Origin of the sequence: Thermoanaerobacter sp. X514 (assembly GCF_000019065.1) — a bacterium.
Taxonomy (GTDB): domain Bacteria; phylum Bacillota; class Thermoanaerobacteria; order Thermoanaerobacterales; family Thermoanaerobacteraceae; genus Thermoanaerobacter; species Thermoanaerobacter pseudethanolicus.
This window is the reverse complement of sequence record NC_010320.1, coordinates 2,174,735-2,190,770: the sequence shown is the minus strand read 5'-3', so window position 1 is coordinate 2,190,770 and position 16,036 is coordinate 2,174,735. Positions and strand designations below refer to the sequence as shown.

General features: G+C 34.0%; 16 protein-coding genes and 1 riboswitch. Of the genes, 8 read left to right on the top strand and 8 right to left on the bottom strand.

Features of this window, described 5'->3' with window-relative positions; genetic code table 11:
- Positions 1-125 precede the first annotated feature (125 nt).
- A riboswitch (cyclic di-GMP riboswitch) is annotated at positions 126-213 on the top strand.
- 53 nt (positions 214-266) lie between these two features.
- From TETH514_RS11025 to TETH514_RS11005, 5 genes are all read left to right on the top strand, one after another.
- Positions 267-1,580, top strand: coding sequence for a sigma-54-dependent transcriptional regulator (locus TETH514_RS11025; RefSeq protein ID WP_009052644.1), 1,314 nt, complete (start codon positions 267-269; stop codon positions 1,578-1,580).
- Between the two features lie 200 nt (positions 1,581-1,780).
- Positions 1,781-2,389, top strand: coding sequence for a cell wall hydrolase (locus tag TETH514_RS11020; protein ID WP_038016663.1), 609 nt, complete (start codon positions 1,781-1,783; stop codon positions 2,387-2,389).
- A gap of 98 nt (positions 2,390-2,487) precedes the next feature.
- Positions 2,488-3,030: a Mur ligase family protein gene (locus TETH514_RS11015; protein WP_003866983.1), complete on the top strand. Its 543-nt coding sequence runs from the start codon at positions 2,488-2,490 to the stop codon at positions 3,028-3,030.
- Positions 3,031-3,142: 112 nt separating this feature from the next.
- Positions 3,143-3,790, top strand: a complete 648-nt coding sequence (locus tag TETH514_RS11010) for a single-stranded DNA-binding protein (protein ID WP_003866982.1) — start codon at positions 3,143-3,145, stop codon at positions 3,788-3,790.
- A 36-nt stretch (positions 3,791-3,826) separates the two neighbouring features.
- Positions 3,827-4,354: a cob(I)yrinic acid a,c-diamide adenosyltransferase gene (locus tag TETH514_RS11005; protein WP_003866981.1), complete on the top strand. Its 528-nt coding sequence runs from the start codon at positions 3,827-3,829 to the stop codon at positions 4,352-4,354.
- 26 nt (positions 4,355-4,380) lie between these two features.
- On the opposite strand, the gene dapD is transcribed toward TETH514_RS11005, so the two are convergent.
- From dapD to TETH514_RS10970, 7 genes are all read right to left on the bottom strand, one after another.
- Entirely contained in the window at positions 4,381-5,106 is a 726-nt protein-coding gene (gene dapD, locus TETH514_RS11000) for a 2,3,4,5-tetrahydropyridine-2,6-dicarboxylate N-acetyltransferase (RefSeq protein WP_003866980.1), read from the bottom strand.
- The gene (gene dapB / locus TETH514_RS10995; protein WP_003866979.1) at positions 5,103-5,858 is read right to left on the bottom strand and encodes a 4-hydroxy-tetrahydrodipicolinate reductase; all 756 of its coding nucleotides are present in this window, start codon (positions 5,856-5,858) and stop codon (positions 5,103-5,105) included. Before dapB ends, dapD begins: the two co-directional genes overlap by 4 nt.
- On the bottom strand, positions 5,858-6,751 hold the full coding sequence (gene dapA / locus TETH514_RS10990) for a 4-hydroxy-tetrahydrodipicolinate synthase (protein WP_003866978.1): 894 nt from the start codon (positions 6,749-6,751) through the stop codon (positions 5,858-5,860). The genes dapB and dapA overlap by 1 nt, the downstream gene beginning before the upstream one ends.
- A gap of 13 nt (positions 6,752-6,764) precedes the next feature.
- Positions 6,765-7,754: an aspartate-semialdehyde dehydrogenase gene (locus TETH514_RS10985; RefSeq protein ID WP_003866977.1), complete on the bottom strand. Its 990-nt coding sequence runs from the start codon at positions 7,752-7,754 to the stop codon at positions 6,765-6,767.
- Between the two features lie 153 nt (positions 7,755-7,907).
- Positions 7,908-8,732, bottom strand: coding sequence for a hypothetical protein (locus TETH514_RS10980; protein ID WP_003866976.1), 825 nt, complete (start codon positions 8,730-8,732; stop codon positions 7,908-7,910).
- A gap of 48 nt (positions 8,733-8,780) precedes the next feature.
- Positions 8,781-10,583, bottom strand: a complete 1,803-nt coding sequence (locus TETH514_RS10975) for an ABC transporter ATP-binding protein (RefSeq protein WP_009052643.1) — start codon at positions 10,581-10,583, stop codon at positions 8,781-8,783.
- Positions 10,584-10,595: 12 nt separating this feature from the next.
- Positions 10,596-12,344 carry an ABC transporter ATP-binding protein gene (locus tag TETH514_RS10970; RefSeq protein ID WP_003866974.1) on the bottom strand — a complete coding sequence of 583 codons (1,749 nt, stop codon included), beginning with the start codon at positions 12,342-12,344 and terminating at the stop codon, positions 10,596-10,598.
- Positions 12,345-12,444: 100 nt separating this feature from the next.
- Between TETH514_RS10970 and TETH514_RS10965 the strand changes: the two genes are divergently transcribed.
- The 3 genes from TETH514_RS10965 to TETH514_RS10955 all read left to right on the top strand — a co-directional run bounded on the left by TETH514_RS10965 (position 12,445) and on the right by TETH514_RS10955 (position 14,814).
- Positions 12,445-12,726, top strand: coding sequence for a hypothetical protein (locus TETH514_RS10965; RefSeq protein WP_003870304.1), 282 nt, complete (start codon positions 12,445-12,447; stop codon positions 12,724-12,726).
- A gap of 161 nt (positions 12,727-12,887) precedes the next feature.
- Complete coding sequence (gene glnA, locus TETH514_RS10960) at positions 12,888-14,222, top strand: type I glutamate--ammonia ligase (protein WP_003866972.1); 1,335 nt, start codon at positions 12,888-12,890, stop codon at positions 14,220-14,222.
- A 19-nt stretch (positions 14,223-14,241) separates the two neighbouring features.
- Entirely contained in the window at positions 14,242-14,814 is a 573-nt protein-coding gene (locus tag TETH514_RS10955; protein ID WP_009052642.1) for an ANTAR domain-containing response regulator, read from the top strand.
- A 20-nt stretch (positions 14,815-14,834) separates the two neighbouring features.
- On the opposite strand, the gene iadA is transcribed toward TETH514_RS10955, so the two are convergent.
- Positions 14,835-16,010 (bottom strand): beta-aspartyl-peptidase, encoded by a 1,176-nt coding sequence (gene iadA, locus TETH514_RS10950; RefSeq protein ID WP_009052641.1) that lies wholly within the window; start codon positions 16,008-16,010, stop codon positions 14,835-14,837.
- Positions 16,011-16,036: the final 26 nt, after the last annotated feature.

The window sequence follows — 16,036 nt, the reverse complement described above, 5'->3', positions numbered from 1 at the left end:
TAAAACACATACATTTAGAAATTAGTATAAATTTAACGAATTATGTAGAAAAAATCTTTTTTAAAAATAGAAGGAAAATTCATATTTATGTCGAAATAGTAATATAGGAAAATTAAATAAATTTTTGTTGAAAAAGGCAAACTCGTCGAAAGGCGGGGACGCAAAGCCACGGGTCTAAAGCGATAGTTTTGCTATGATAGCCGGGCTGCCAACATTTATATATAATCTCCTGCCTTTTGACAGGAGGTTTATTAATTGAGGAAGTGATGTTTTATATGACTAATAAAGAAAAAATTTACAATTTCATTATAGAAAAGAGTAAGGAATTTAATCTTCAGGATTTTTTGATAAATAGAAAAGGTGGGGTCACTACAGAAGAAATAGCGCAATTGCTAAAAATAGCTCGACCCAATGTGTCTTTTATTTTAAATCATCTTGTAAGAGAAGGGAAAATAGTTAAAATTATTTCAAAACCTGTGTATTATATTGAAAAAAATAGATTAGCTCATTTTTTAGGGAATAAGGTTAAGGAAGAGATACTTCTAAAAGATTTAATTGATTTTTTAGATTTGGGAAAAGAAAAAGAATGTGCTTTTGAAAATATAATAGGACATGATGGCAGCCTCAAAGGGCAAATAGAACAGGCCAAAGCGGCTGTATTGTATCCTCCTTATGGACTTCATACTCTTATCATAGGACCGCCGGGTTCTGGTAAATCTTTTTTCGCAGAGATGATGCACAAATTTAGTCTTCAAAATGGTAGGGTAGGACCTCTTGAAGTGTTAAACTGTGCGGATTACTATAACAATCCTCAACTTCTTATGTCTTATTTGTTTGGACATGTTAAAGGAGCCTATACTGGAGCTGATGTAGATAAGATAGGTTTAGTAGAGAAAGCTGATAAAGGGATATTATTCCTTGACGAGGTTCACAGATTACCTCCTGAAGGTCAAGAGATGTTATTTTACCTTATGGACAAGGGAGTATATCGAAAATTGGGGGATACTGTGGAAAGAAATGCTAACTTAATGATTGTAGCAGCTACTACAGAGAGACCTGATTCATTTCTTTTAAAGACTTTTATGAGACGAATACCAGTTATCATTCAATTGCCATCTTTTGAGGAAAGGCCTCTAAACGAGAAAATTGAGATAATTGTTTACCTTTTTAGAGAAGAAGCCAAACGGCTCAACTTAAATATTGTTGTACATCCAGAAGTAATTTCTTTGCTTTTGTCTTTGCAATATGAAGGAAATATTGGGGAATTGAAATCCCTCCTTCAATTAATTTGCTCTAAAGCTTTTTTAATTAATTACGGAACAAAGAGGAATTTTTTAAAAGTTGATCTTACTTTGTTACCCCAGGCTTATTTGAAAGTAGGGCGGAATGATAGAGCAACTTTTGATAAATTTTTAATCATTTCTCCTGAAAAAGAAAAGAAAATAGATAGATATGATTTTTATGAATTTATCGCTATGAAATATCATGAATTAAAAGAAAAGGAAATTGAGGGAATATTATTTGAAAAGGGAATAATCGATTGTATTAATAACTTTTTAGAAAGCATTTTGGAGGGATAATTTTAGAAAAAATGGGAATCTTCTATAGATTAGTATATCTAAGAATATATCACTATAATATATCATTCTAGAGATATTTTTAATAAATGGAGGATTATCGGGAAATACGAAGGATGACAATATTGATAGAAGAGTTTATAATTGTAATCGAATTAACTCCTGCTATTGCGGTTAACGGAATAGAAAGGAGGAAACTTATGATGAAGAATAAAATTTTGAAAATTGCTGTAGTATATTTAATAATTTTTATAATGATATTTGGAGGAATTACTTCGGCATACGCTTACGACAAAATCCACGTTGTTTCTAAAGGTGAATCTTTGTATTTAATAGCGAAATGGTATGGTAGTGATGTAAATAGCATAAAACAGGCAAATGGGAAATGGAGCGATTTGATATATCCTGGTGAAAAATTGGTTGTGCCAGTAAATGAAAATAGTGATTATTACAATTATCTTGTTGACAGATATTTAATCGCAAAAATGATTTATGCTGAAGCTCGTGGAGAAAGCTTTGAGGGTCAGGTCGCTGTAGGGGCGGTAATTTTGAATAGAGTAAAAAGCGGTATTTTCCCAAATACTGTAGCAGGAGTTATATATCAGCCAGATGCTTTTGAACCTGTAACGAATGGTGAATTTTTCAATCATGAACCTGACCTTACAGCTTTTAAAGCAGCAGATGCAGCTTTAGCTGGATGGGACCCAACAGGAGGAGCACTATACTTTTTCAATCCAGCTACTTCAACTTCTTGGTGGATATGGACAAGGACAATTACAAATGTGATAGGACACCACTGGTTCGGAATATAGGAAGGCATCATGCCTTCCTATATTTCATATAATTGGCATTATAAAATTTAAGTTTAGGAAAAGAATAAAAATAGTACTCAAAAATGGGAGCTGGTTATATGATACATATATTAATTGGCGGGAGCACAGGGAAAACTGCGATTTTAAAATTCATTTCTCATTGTGTAAATACAAATGAAGTGGTAGTAGAAGAATTGGAAGACCAAAATAAAAGAGTGGACATATTAATTGTTTCTAACATTTCCAACGATGAATATTTTCAAAAATTAAAAAATTATATCTATACTTTCCCCAGTAGTGTAATAATAATAAACGCTGATGATGAAAAATCAAATAAACTTTTTGCACGGGGAATAAATTCTACTCTTATAACTTGCGGGTTGAATCCTAAATCTTCTATAACTGCTTCTTCTATATTATACGAAGATGGAGGCTATGGATTCAATTATTGCGTACAAAGGTCTTTTTTTAATTTAAAAGGCAGATTGATAGAGCCATTGGAAATACCTGTTGAAATAAAAGTTCCTGGACAGTATAATATATATAACTCATTATTTGTAATAACTGTATTATTAATTTTAGGGTATGAAATTAAAGATATACAAAATGTGGTTAAAACCTTTGAGAATAGTGGGCGGTGATAAATTTTTTAAAGATAATTTTAACGATTACTTTTGCCACCTGTCATAAATGCTTTCTAATTTTAATATATATTTTTAGAAGGACACATAAGGGGAAGGGGAGAGTGAACACATGGCAGGCAACTTTTTGGAGAACAATGTAGTTGTAGTGGTAGGGAAAATTTTTACTGATTTAGAGTACAGTCATGAACTATATGGAGAAGAATTTTTTAATTTTATTTTGGAAGTTCCAAGATTGAGTGAAACGAAAGATTATCTTCCTGTTACTATTTCTAACCGTTTATTTGAAGGTATGAATTTACAGGTAGGTACCAGGGTAAAGATTGAAGGGCAATTGAGGTCATACAATAGAAAATCTCCAGAAGAAGGGAAAAATAAGTTGATTTTGACCATATTTGCTCGAGACATAAGGGTATTGTCGGAAGATGAAGTAGTAAAAAATCCGAATGAAATTTTTTTGGATGGCTTTATTTGTAAAAAACCAGTTTATAGAACTACTCCCTTTGGGAGAGAGATAACTGATTTATTAATTGCGGTAAATAGGCCTTATAACAAATCTGATTACATACCTGTCATAGCGTGGGGAAGAAATGCAAGGTTTTCTGAAAAGTTAGAAATAGGAGATCGTATACGTTTATGGGGAAGAGTGCAGAGTAGGGAATACCAAAAAAAACTGGGCGATGAAGTGGTTACAAAGGTCGCTTATGAGGTTTCTATTACGAGGATGGAAGTGGTTGAAAAAGAATTACAAAAGAGTTAGAATGGAAATAACAGAGGACACAAGGGGGAATGAGTTTTGGAGAGAGGACTTATACAAGTTTATACTGGAGATGGCAAAGGAAAGACGACGGCTTCTATTGGACTTGGCATAAGAGCGGTGGGAAGAGGCTTTAAAGTTTATATGGTACAATTTCTGAAAGGCACGGATACAGGGGAGTTGCATACACTTAAGAATATTGAAAATTTCAAGGTTTTTAGATTTCAATCAACAGAAAAGTTTTTTTGGAGTTTAAATGAAGAGGAAAAGAAGATTCTTGCTGAGGATATGAAAAAAGCCTATGAATTTGTTGTAGATGTCCTTCAAAACAAAAAGTGCGATATTTTAATTTTAGATGAGATAATGGCGGCAATACATAGTAAAATGTACACAGTGGAAGATGTGTTAAAGTTAATAGATATGAAACCGCCGGAGATGGAATTGGTTTTGACAGGAAGGAGCGCTCCTCAGGAGATAATTGAAAGAGCAGATTTGGTTACAGAGATGAAAGCAATTAAGCATCCTTTTGAAAAAGGAATACCAGCGAGATACGGAATAGAATACTAAAACACCCGAAAAATCGGGTGTTTTATTTAACCTCTTAAGTCTTCCATGAGTTTTGTTTTTTCACGGGTTTTGTCATCTACTATTTTTACAATCTTTGCTGGAACTCCTGCAACTACTGTGTTAGGTGGTACATCTTCTGTCACAACTGATCCTGCTGCTACAACAGCTCCATGACCTACTCTTACTCCTTCTAATATAACTGCGTTTGCCCCGACAAGTACGTTATCTTCAAGCACAACTGGTACACTGCTGGGGGGTTCTAATACCCCGGCTATAACAGCTCCAGCTCCTACATGGACGTTTTTGCCTATAATTCCTCTGGCGCCTATTACTGCGTTCATGTCTATCATAGAATTTTCACCAATTTCTGCACCTATATTTATCACTGCCCCCATCATTATCACAGCGTTTTTGCCTATTTTGACTTTATCTCTAATTATTGCACCGGGTTCTATTCTCGCGTCAAGATGCTTAATATCCAGTAAAGGAATTGCAGAGTTTCTGCGATCATACTCTAAGCGATAATGTTTTATTTTATCTTCGTTTGCTTCAATCAATTTTTCAACGACATCTAGTTCTCCAAAGACGATTTTAAAGTTATCACAGCCATATACTTCTAATTCTTCGGTTTCTTCAATCTCTATATTCCCTTGTATGTAAGCTCTAACGGGCGTTGACTTTTTTGCCTCTTTAATGTATCTTGCAATTTCATAAGGGTTTGTCAAGTTATCATTTGTGCTCAAAATTATCATCCTTTCTTCACAAGGTCTTCCATTGTATATAAGCCAGGTTTTTGATTTATTATGAATTTTGCAGCTTGTAGGGCGCCATAGCCAAAAATTTCACGGGATTGGGCAGAGTGACTTATGGTGATTACTTCATCGTGACCAGCAAAAATTACTTGGTGTTCACCCACAATTGTGCCGCCCCTTACTGCATGTATCCCTAATTCATTCGGTTTTCTCTGTTCAGTTTTAGTATGGCGTCCATACACGTATTCCTTTTTGTCATTTAGTACTTGGTTTATGCTATCTGCAATCATTAACGCAGTACCACTTGGAGCGTCTTTTTTCATGTTATGATGTTTTTCTATTATTTCAATATCAAAATCTTGTTGCAATATTTTTGCAGCTTCTTTTACAAGGTTTATAAGTATATTTACTCCAAGGGACATATTTGCAGATTTGAAAATTGGTATTTCTTTTGATGCATCTTTTATGACATTTAATTCTTCTTCACTGAGTCCTGTTGTGGCAATGACTACAGGAAGTTTCTTTTGTAGAGCGGCTTTTACTAAATTAGGTACAGCTTCATGGTATGAAAAGTCAATTACTACATCCGCTTCTTCTTTTACATCTTTTAAATCGCTGTAAACAGGAAAGTCAAGAGGAGAGATGTTTTTATCTACTCCTGCCACTATTTTAAAATCGGGACTTTCTGCTGCTAACTTTGCTACGACTTTTCCCATTTTTCCGTTACAGCCGTGAATTATTATTCTAATCATTAATTTGCCTCCTTCAATAAACCGTATTTTGAAAGAACAGATTTCAGATATTCTAAGTTTTTATCGCTCATTTCAACAAGTGGGAGGCGTAGGGGTCCTACGTTGAATCCCATTAAGTTCATAGCAGTTTTTACAGGAATAGGGTTTGTTTCTATAAAGAGGGCTTTATTTAGAGGATTAAGTTCTAACTGCATGTCTCTTGCCTTTTCAATATCTCCATTTAAATAAGCGGTTGTCATTTCATGTATTTTTGCCGGGATTATATTTGCCGTGACGGATATTACCCCAAGGCCACCTAAAGACATTATTGGTATTACTTGGTCGTCATTTCCTGAGTATATTTCAAAGGATTTACCCATGATGCGGGCAATTTCGGCTACCTGTACGATGTCACCACTGGCTTCTTTTACACCTACTACATTATCTACGTGTTTGCTCAATTCGAGATAAGTTTCTGGCAACATATTGAGAGATGTCCTGCTGGGGACATTATAAATAATAATAGGTATGTCTACGTGTCTTGCTATTTCAGTAAAATGAGCCACTAATCCCTTTTGTGTTGTTTTGTTGTAATAGGGTGTTATAACTAAAAGAGCATCAGCACCTGCAGATTGAGCATATTCACTCATTTCAACAGCATGGGCTGTGTTGTTAGAACCGGTCCCTGCAATTACTGGTATTCTTCCAGCCACTTTTTCGACTGTAAATTTAATTGCTTGCTGTTGTTCTTCTTGTGTCATTGTAGAGGCTTCACCAGTGGTACCACATATGATGATAGCATCAGTTCCTTCTTTGATATGCCATTCAATAAGCTCGCCAAGTTTTTCAAAATTTACGCCCTCTTCATTAAATGGGGTAACAATAGCAACACCCGATCCTTTAAAAACAGGCATAATTATTCTCCTTTCACATATTTTTAATTAAAAGTTCTGCTATTTGAACGGCATTTGTTGCCGCCCCTTTTCTTATGTTGTCGGCTACAATCCACATGTTAAGACCGCTGTAAACTGTCTCATCTCTTCTTATTCTACCGACAAAAACTTCATCTTTTCCTGTAGCATAAGTTGCAAGAGGATAAATATTATTTTGAGGATCGTCTTGTACAACAACTCCTGGGGCATGTTTTAAGACTTCTATTAGTTCTTCCATTTCATAAGGCCTTGCAAATTCTACATTGACAGATTCGCTGTGAGAGTTTGCAACAGGTACTCTTACTGTTGTTGGAGATACCTTTATTGAACTATCTCCCATGATCTTCTTGGTTTCGTTTATCATCTTTAATTCTTCCTTTGTATATCCGTTTGGTGTGAAAGAATCAATGTGAGGGATACAGTTGTTTGCAATAGGATGAGGGAATACTTGGCATGGTTCTCCTCTTAAACTTCTTTCAAGGTCATCTACACCTTTTTTACCTGCTCCAGACACTGCTTGATAGGTGGATACCACTATTCTTTTTATTTTATATTTGTCGTGAAGAGGCTTTAAAGGAACTACCATTTGAATGGTAGAGCAATTGGGATTTGCTATTATTCCTTTATGCCATGAAATGTCTTGAGGATTTACTTCAGGGACAACCAAAGGTACATTTTCATCCATTCTCCAAGCGCTGGAATTGTCAATTACGACTATGCCATGGGAAGCAGCTATTGGAGCGAATTGTTTGCTTATAGTTGCACCAGCGGAAAAAAGAGCGATTTGAATGTCTCTTTTAAAACTTTCTTCAGTAAGTTCTTCTACAATGTATTCATTACCTCTAAATGTGATTTTTTGACCCGCAGATTTTGAAGAAGCAAATAAATAAAGTTTGTCAACTGGGAAATTTCTATCTTCCATTACTTTAAGAAAAGTCCTACCTACCATTCCGGTAGCTCCTACAATTGCCACATTAACTCCCATTATTATCCTCCTCTAAAGTTCTAAAATTATGACAATATTTCAATTATACATTGCATTAAAGCAGGTTTATTTAATTTAAAATATATCATTATTATTATATGAAGTCAATAAAATAAGGATTACAGATGAACAAAAAGCCTAAAAAGTAATTTTTTACTTTTTAGGCTTTGCAGTTTTTTCAAGAGATTTTATATCTTGTAGAAGTACTTCTGCCTTTATTTTAGTTAAAACTTTATTTTGAGATTTTATCGCTTTTTGTAACTCAGTAACTCCTGCCTCAAATTTGTCAGCTGAATTTTTTGCTTCTTTAGGAAGTTTTGGCTTTAAAGTTTGCCACACAGAATTTATATCTATCAAATCTTTTGAAATTTCTTCCCATTTTTGCACTTCACTTTTAAAAGCGATATCTTGAGCGTAAAATTTTAATCTTTTTATGTCAGTAGGCGCCTCTGTTTGAAAAAGGTCTTCTAGATCAGGAATATATTTATACACATTATTTGCATATATTAAAACATCAATTTTTGATTTTTTATTTGCCATAATAGTAAGGTCATTTATAGCGGCACTCATACTGTTTATTAGATTTAATTTTGCTCCTTCTTTAGTAACTAAAGGAGCTAATGAGTTCCAATCTGTATGAATATCTTTTATTGCTTTGTTAATTTCTTCCCAAGATTTATCTTCAGGAGTTTTCTTTGGTGTTTTTTTATCCTCCTCCTTTTTATCTTTTTTGTCTTTTTCTTCTTTATCACTTTGTTTTTCCTGATCACTTTGCGGTTTTTCCTTTATTTTCTGTGCTTCTTTTATTATTTTTTCTATATCTTTTTCTATTTTAGATAGTTCTTTTGGTACTTCTGTTTTTTGACTTGTTTGAGGCTTTTTTTGAGGTTTATTTTGTTGTTTATTTTTACAGCCTGATAAGTTGAATAAAAGTAAGAAAATAAAGATGGCACATACTATTTTAGAGTATTTTCTCATACTATCACCTCAAAAATAGTATGTCCATCATAAATCTTAGTATGCTACTTATGCTTCTTTTTCTATTAATTGGTCTTTGTACTGCAACATATATAAGTTATAATACAGACCTTTCTTTTGCAAAAGCTCGTTGTGAGTACCCATTTCTCTTATGCGTCCCTTGTGAAGTACAATTATTTTATCTGCATGCTGTATTGTAGATAGTCTATGGGCTATTACAAGGGTAGTACGGCCTTTTGTTAGTTTTTTTAATGCATCTTGTATAAGCCTTTCTGTTTCTGTATCAATATTCGCTGTTGCTTCATCTAATACTAATATTTTTGGATTAAAAGCTAAAGCTCTTGCAAAGGCTAAAAGCTGTCTCTGACCGGCTGACAAAGTAGAGCCTCTTTCGGTTACTTTTGACTCATAGCCTTCTGGAAGTTTTTTTATAAAGTGATGAGCATTTACATATTTTGCTACCATGTAAATATCGTTGTCTGTTATGTTTTTGTTGTTTAGTCTTATGTTTGATTTAATATCTCCCGTAAAAAGAAAGACATCTTGTAATACAACACCTATATGTTTTCTTAAATCTTGTTGCCTTACTTTTCTTATGTCAATTCCGTCAATTAAAATTTCTCCTTTTTGTATGTCATAAAATCGACTTAAAAGGCTTATTATAGAGCTTTTTCCTGCACCAGTTGCCCCTACAAAAGCTACTGTCTCGCCAGGATTGACCACAAAACTTACATCTTTTAATACCCACTCTTTTCCGTTGTAAGAAAACCAAACATTTTTAAATTCTATTTTTCCTTGGATGTCTTCTAAAGGAATAGGTTTTTCAGGGTCCTTTATTTGTTCTTTTGTATCTAAAAGTATAAAAATTCTTTCTGCTGAAGCCATTGCCGATTGAAGTATGTCATATTTTTCTGATATATCAAAAATTGGCTGAAACAGTTGTTGCAGATAATTTACAAAAGCGTAAAGTACGCCAAATTCAATTTTGTGAGATATTATGTCTTTCCCACCATACCAGATTAAAAGAGCCAAAGTTAAAGAATATATTACATCCATAGAAGGACGGAATATTGCAAAAATTGTAAGCTGCCTCATGTTAGCGTCATAATAATCTTTATTTATTTTTTCAAATTCTTTGCTTTTTTTATGCTCTGTTACAAAAAGTTGTACAATTTTCATCCCACTTATATGTTCTGAAAGAAAAGCATTTATTCTGGCAAGGCGAACTCTTACAAGTCTATAGGCTTGTGAAGCTAATTTTCTGTATATGTACATTCCTCCAATAATTAACGGAGTAGTAGAGAGGCTGATTAATGCAAGTTTTACATTATAACTTACCATGGCAATGATTATTCCAAATATTATAAAAATGTCATTAAAAAGATTTGCTATGACACTTGTGTACATTTCATTTAAAGTGTCGGTGTCGTTTGTAACACGGGTCACCAATCTTCCTACAGGGTTTTTATCAAAAAATGATAATGATAAACTCTGTAGATGTTCAAATATTTGTTGCCTTAAGTTAAAGATTATTTTTTGTCCTGTGTACTGAATCAAATAAATCTGTCCATAATTTATGATAAAGGCTACAGTTATGATTATTAGATACAAAATTCCTATATGGGTAACGCCATTTATTGCTTCTGCTTTAGGAATGTTAGGGTTATTTATATAGTTATCAATAGCTTTTTGGACGAGGTATGGTCGTAGAAGGTTTGATGCTGTTACTAAAAGTATACTTACAGCTGCTATAAAAATGTACAACCAGTAAGGTTTAGCATATGTCAAAAGTCTTTTCATTATTTTAATGTCAAAAGGTTTTGCCATTACTTCTTCTTGTTGGTATTCCATTTTATCACCGCCTTAAACTTCTTTTAATATTGCATCTTCCAATTGTTGTTTTTCATAAATACTGTTATAAAGACCTTTTAGCTTAATAAGTTCCTCATGGGTTCCCCTTTCAACTATTTCCCCATTATCTAATACTATGATTTCATCAGCGTTTTTTATAGTAGAGATTCTATGAGAGACGATTATAGTTGTTCTATTTTTCATATATTTACGTAAATTGCTTAATATGGTTTCTTCTGTGTTTGTATCTACAGCAGAGAGACTATCGTCTAAAATAAGGATTTTTGGTTCTTTTATTAAAGCTCTTGCGATAGCTATCCTTTGCTTTTGACCGCCTGAGAGAGTTACTCCTCTTTCGCCTACAATTGTTTGATATTGCTGTGGAAAGTCCATTATATCTTTGTGGACATCTGCTATTGTGGCAAATTGTTGTATTTTTTCTAGGGGTTCTTCATTGACAAAGGCTATATTATTGGCTATAGTATCTGAAAATATAAAGTTGTCCTGAGGTACAAAACCAATGTTTTCTCTTAAAACTTTTAAAGGTATTTCGTTGATGTCATGCCCATCAATAAATATGGTATCTTGCGGTACTTTGTAAAGTCTTGCAAGTAAATTTACAAGAGTGCTTTTGCCACTACCAGTTTTACCTATTATAGCCAGAGTTTTTCCCTTTGGAAGACTTATGTTTATATTTTTTAAAACAGGAGGTAGGCCTTTTTTATAAGAAAATGTGAGATTTTTTATTTCTATATTTCCGTCAATTACTGTAATATTTGGATCGGCATAGTTATCTGTTATTTCGGGTACTTCACTGAAAATTATATTAAGTCTTTCCATAGAGGCAGAACCTCTCTGAAAAATATTTATCACCCAGCCAAATGCCATCATAGGCCAGATAAGCATTCCCAAGTAGCTGGTGAATGCTACAAAATCTCCTAAAGTGATTATTCCTTTTATAACTTGTATTCCGCCGTAAAGTAAGGCTATTGTAAAACTTAATGCTGCTAAAAATTGAACAGTAGGGTCAAATAATCCCCAGATTTTAATCATATCCATATTTGCTTTAAAATTTCTTAGATTTTCTCCTCTAAAGTTTTCTATTTCCTCTTTTTCTTGAACAAAGGCTTTAATCACTCTTATGCCAGATATGCTTTCTTGAACTTTATCTGTTAAAGAGGCAAAAGCTTCTTGAACTTTTAAAAATCTTGAGTGAATGACTTTGCCAAAGCGGCTGACTACCAGTGCAATAACGGGCAAAGGAAGTAAAGCTAAAATAGTAAGTTTCGGATCAATTGTAAATACCATTATAAGTATTATAGAAATACCTAAAAATGATGCATCTACAGACAATATAATTCCAGGTCCTACTGCCATTCTGACGGCATTTATGTCATTTGTGGCATGAGCCATTAAATCACCTGTTTTGTGTTCATTGTAATATTGTGGTGAAAGTTCAAGAAACTTAGCAAAAAGTTGTTCCCTTAGTTCTTTTTCCAAAAGCCTTGACATCCCCATTATTTTCATACGCCAAATGAATCTAAAAGCAAATACCAAAATAGCTATACCTATTATCCAAAAGGAATACGTTAACAATACCTTTGGAGTTAAGTCTTTACTTTTAAATAAATCAGTTACTGAACCTAATAAATGGGGAACTATCATTTGAAGCAAGTCTACTGCTAATAAAAAAATTATACCTATTATGTAATCCCACTTGTGCTTTTTTATAAATGGAATAACTGTTGCAAAACTTTTCATAAAATCCCCCCTGAAACTACAGACAGGCATAATTATTTTTAGGTGTAATATAATTATAACGTAAATCTTTAGAATTTCAAAAAAGGAAGGAGGTGTTAAGATGTGGAATTATAAACTCAAAAAAATATCTGTTTTGTCAGTTTTTAAATTTACTTTGATTTACGGGATTGTGATAGGCCTAATTCTGGGACTTATTGGTGGTTTATTTGGTGGACTTTTTGCAAACAGTTTTGGAGCTTTTGGTGCAGGAATAATTGGCGGCCTCATTGGCGGAATAGTTTATGGCATAATTTTTTCTATAGTTAGTGCTTTTGGAGCATGGCTTTTCAACGTAGTTTCTGGCTGGATTGATGGCATTGACATACTAGTAGAGAAAAAATAGCAAAAAAAATTATTAAAACTATATTGCACTGTGAAAAAAATGTGATATAATAGTTGTTGATTAAAATTTAATAATAATTTATAGGGAAGGCAAGGGCGTCTTCAAATGGGGTGGTGGTATCCTATTTGAGTGCGCCCTTAATTTATTAAAGGAGGAATATTATGGGTAAAAAATATAGCAAAGAAGATGTTTTAAGACTGGCAAAAGAGAATGGGGTAGAATATGTACATCTTCAATTTAGCGACATCTTTGGGGTTATGAAAAATGTCTCTATTCCTGTGGAAGAATTAAGTAAGGCTCTTAACAATGAAATCATGTTTGACGGATCTTCAATTGACGGATTTGTGAGAATTGAAGAATCAGACATGTATTTAAGGCCGGACCCTGATACGTTTGTGATCTTCCCGTGGAGGACAAACTCTGGGGTAGAGGCAAGACTCATATGTGATATTTACAATTACGATGGAACTCCCTTTGAAGGAGACCCTCGCTATGTTTTAAAAAGAAATTTAGAAGAGGCAAAGAAATTAGGTTATCAATTTAATGTAGGGCCTGAATGCGAGTTTTATCTCTTTTTGACGGATGAAAAAGGTAATCTTACGACAATAACTCAAGACGATGCAAGTTATTTTGACATGGCACCTGTGGACTTAGGGGAAAGCGCAAGAAAAGAAATGGTGTCGACTCTTAAGCAACTAGGGTTTCAAATTGAAGCATCTCATCACGAAGTGGGACCAGGACAACATGAGATAGATTTCAAATATGACGATGCATTAACTACTGCTGACAATGTGATGACTTTTAAAATGGTGGTAAGGATAATTGCTCAAAAACATGGATTGCACGCTACCTTTATGCCGAAACCAGTTTTTGGAATTGCGGGGTCTGGAATGCATATGAACATGTCACTTACAAAAGATGGTAAAAATGCTTTTTATGACCCTTCTGACCCTCTAGGGTTAAGTAATGTATGTTATAACTATATAGGAGGAATTATAAAACATGCAAAAGCTATGACAGCTATTACTAACCCTATTGTTAATTCTTATAAACGGCTAGTTTCAGGCTATGAAGCTCCTGTAAATATTGCTTGGTCTTTACGGAACAGAAGTCCTTTAATACGAATTCCTGCCAAAAGAGGGGAATCTACAAGGATAGAGCTTAGAAGTCCTGATCCAAGTAGCAATCCTTATCTTGCTTTGGCTGTTGCATTGGCAGCAGGATTAGATGGCATAAAGAATAATATAACACCGCCACCACCTGTAAATGCAAATATATACCATATGAATAAAGAAGAATTAGAAAACTTAGGAATTGAAAGACTGCCAGGCTCTTTAGAAGAAGCTTTAAACGAGTTAGAAAAGGATGAAGTTATAAAAGAAGCATTAGGCGATCATGTGTATACAAAATTTTTGGAGGCTAAAAGAGCAGAATGGGATGAGTACAAAATATACGTTACTCAGTGGGAATTAGATCAATATCTTTCTAAATTCTAAGTTAATTAGAGGTGTCTCGATGAGCCAATGGCGAATTGTTTTGGCAGACAGCAGTGATTTGTCTCGGCAGTTCATAAAGAATGTGTTATTAGCGAATGGACACTTGGTTTATGAAGCGAGAGATGGCGGAAGTGCTATAAGGCTTTGTCGCGCTCTCGCTCCTGATTTAGTTATAGCGGATTTGAATCTTGCCAATATAAATGGTTATGAAGTTGGACGCATTATAAATGAAGATGATATAGCACCTGTAATTTTGATGACTTCTACTCTTCAAAGAGATTTTCTTGAGGAAATAAGAAAATATTCTGTATTTTCTTATTTATTAAAGCCAGTAGACAGAGGGGTACTTTTGTCGACAGTTGAATTTGTCATAGAAAATTACAAAAAGTTTAGGAGCATGAAAGAGGAAATTCAAAAATTAAAGCATGAACTTGAAGCGAGGAAAAAGATTGAAAAGGCAAAAGGGTATATTATGAAAACTAAAGGATTGAGTGAAGAGGAAGCTTATAAAATTATGAGAAAGATGAGCATGGATTTGTCAATTCCAATGGAAATAATAGCTGAAATGATATTACAAGAATATAAAGAATAAGAGGCGTGAGACCGCCTCTTTTATTCTTCAAACATGCTTTTTTTTACTATTTTTTTATCTTTTATCATGAATACTCCTTTTGCAATAACAGAATGAATATTTAAATTGCTATCTAATACTACTATATCTCCGTCTGATTTTTCCTTGATACACCCCTTGTTTGGATATAAATTCAATACTTTTGCTACATTTTCTGTTATTATTTTAATTGCTTGTTCTATTGGCAGTATCCCTTCCACTATAACTTCTCTTAAATCGCGGTATAGAGTTTGTGCACTTCCCACCATAACCTTTACCAATCGCTTATTTTCATCAAATACAGGAATGCTACCATTGCTATCAGAGCTCATAGTGACTTTTTCTATAGGTAATTTGTTTTCTACGATTTTTTTAATTGCTTCTTTTGGTGTTAAAGCAGTTTTTGTGTGGGCGTCCGGCTTTATATCAGAAGTAAGGTCAATTACGCCACCCATTTCTATAAATTTTAATCCTTGTTCAAATAAATGTCCTATTCTGTTTATATGAGTAGGAACAAATTGCGTAATAGGTATTTCAGTGTTTTCCACTATTTCAAATAACGGGGACAATCCTCTTATTCCATCTCCAACATGAAGGTGAACTATTCCGGGTTTACCCCCTAAAAGACCTCCAACTCTTGCTTCTGCAGCAAGTTTTGTCAAGTCTTCAATAGTTGGTTGTGCAGACCTGTGATCTGAAATGGCGATTTCTCCAGTACCTATTACTTTGTCGATTAAAACTAAGTCTGATCTTACACTTCCTGTTAAAGTGCGTGTAGGAAGTTCATAAGCTCCTGTATAAATGTAGGTAGTTATGCCTTCTTGCTCTAAAGCTCTTGCTTTTGCAAGAAGAGAAGCCATGCCTCTCGTTATTCCATCTGCTCCCAAGAGGCCTACAACTGTAGTTATTCCGCCTTTTGTGATATCAGATAGAGTTATTTCAGGTGTCCTTGTGGCTGGTCCTCCTTCTCCACCGCCTCCTGCGATGTGGACGTGTTGGTCAATGAAACCTGGAACTATGATAAAACCTTGTAAATCTACAATTTCTACATTTCCAAATTCCTTCATAGGTTTTATTTCATCAGCAATTCTTATTATTTTTCCATTGCAGATTAAAATATCTTTTCTACCTAAAGGCTGAGGAGAGTAAACTTCTCCCCCTTTTAAAAGTAAAAACATGATCTCACCTCATTTGGTTTCTTTAT